Below are 1848 nucleotides of genomic sequence, written 5' to 3'. Positions count from 1 at the left end.
AGGATGCCGCCCGCGTAGCCCGCCCCTTCGCCGGCCGGGAACAGTCCGCGGGTGTTCAGGCTCTGGAAGTCGCCCCCGCGGGTGATGCGCAGCGGTGAGCTGGTGCGTGTTTCCACGCCGGTGAGCACCGCGTCCGGCATGTCGTAGCCCTTGATCTTGCGGCCGAACACCGGCAGGGCTTCGCGTATGGCTTCGATGGCGTAGGCCGGCAGGGCAGGGGCCAGGTCGCCCAGCTTGACGCCGGGTTTGTAAGACGGCGTGACCTCGCCCAGCGCGGTGGACGGGCGCGCGGCCAGGAAGTCGCCCACGGTCTGGCCCGGCGCCTCGTAGGTGCCGCCGCCCAGGGTGTAGGCGCGCGCCTCCAGCTGGCGCTGCAGCACGATGCCGGCCAGCGGGTGGGTTTGGCCGTCCGCGGCCAGGGCCTGGGCCTGCTGCGCATAGCGCGTGCCGTCGGCCTCGCCGAAGGCGGCGGTCCACAGCGGCACGTCTTGCGGAAAGGTCTGCGGGTAGTCGGCCAGGTCGATGCCGACCACCATGCCGGCGTTGGCGTTGCGTTCGTTGCGCGAGTACTGGCTCATGCCGTTGGTCACCACGCGACCGGGTTCGCTGGTGGCGGCCACCACGGTGCCGCCCGGGCACATGCAGAAGCTCTAGACGGCGCGCCCGTTCTTCGCGTGGTGCACCAGCTTGGAGTCGGCCGCGCCCAGCAGCGGGTGGCCGGCGTGGCGGCCCCAGCGGGCGCGGTCGATGACGCTCTGCGGGTGCTCGATGCGAAAACCGACCGAGAAGGGCTTGGCTTCCAGGAACACACCCGCGTCGTGCAGCAGGGCAAAGGAGTCGCGCGAGCTGTGGCCCAGCGCGAACACGGCTCGCTGCGTCGGCAGCTCCGTGGTCTCGCCCGTGTCCAGCCGCTGCACGCGCAGGGCGGTCAGTTGCTGCTGGCCATCGGCCGCGGGCGCCAGCGTCACGCCCACCACCTGGTGCTGGAAGCGGATCTCGCCACCGAGCGCGATGATCTTCTCGCGCATGGCCTCGACCACCTTGACCAGCTTGAAGGTGCCGATGTGCGGGTGCGCCTGGTACAGGATCTCGGGCGGGGCACCCGCGTCCACGAACTCCTGCATCACCTTGCGGCCGAGGAAGCGCGGGTCCTTGATCTGGCTGTAGAGCTTGCCGTCGGATAACAGGCCGGCACCGCCCTCGCCGTATTGCACGTTGCTTTGCGGGTTGAGCACCTTCTTGCGCCACAGGCCCCAGGTGTCCTTGGTGCGTTCGCGCACCGGCTTGCCGCGTTCGAGCACGATGGGACGCAGGCCCATCTGCGCCAGCGCCAGCGCGGTGAACAGGCCGCAAGGACCCAGGCCCACCACCACCGGGCGCTCGGCGTCGCTGGCGGGCCAGAGCGCCGGTGCGTGACCGGGCGCGCGCCAGGCCATGTCGGGCGTGGGGTGGATGTGCGGGTGCTGCGTGTGCTGGGCCAGCAGGCGCTGTTCGAGCGCCGGGTCTGCCAGCGTCACATCGACGATGTAGACCGCCAGCAGGTCGGCCTTGCGCGCGTCGAAGCTGCGCTTGAAAACGGTCAGCCCGGCGATGGCGGCCGGGTCGGTGCCCAGGGCCTGGGCGGCCAGCCGGGTCAGCGCGTCCACCGGGTGGGGCGGCGGCTCACGGTCGTGGGCGGTGTCGGTGGGGGCGTCGGCGGCGCGGCGGTGCTCGGCGGGCACCTGGGCCAGAGGCAGTTTGAGTTCGGCGATGCGGATCATGGTGTCGTGAGGCTTGTGTTGATCAAGCAGCGAGGGGGCTATTGTCGCCGCAGACAATCGGGGCATGAGCCCCTCTGTCGATCGCACC

1 pseudogene is annotated in these 1848 nt (G+C 71.0%); it reads right to left on the bottom strand.

Going from position 1 to position 1848, the window contains the following annotated elements:
* Positions 1-1760 (bottom strand): annotated as a pseudogene (locus ACR2JA_RS01865) (NAD(P)/FAD-dependent oxidoreductase); the annotation flags it as partial.
* Positions 1761-1848 lie beyond the last annotated feature (88 nt).

This window comes from Hydrogenophaga sp. (assembly GCF_051007235.1).
Taxonomy (GTDB): Bacteria; Pseudomonadota; Gammaproteobacteria; order Burkholderiales; family Burkholderiaceae_C; genus Hydrogenophaga.
The sequence above is the reverse complement of the archived record's forward strand: the minus strand, read 5'-3'. Positions and strand labels throughout refer to the sequence as shown.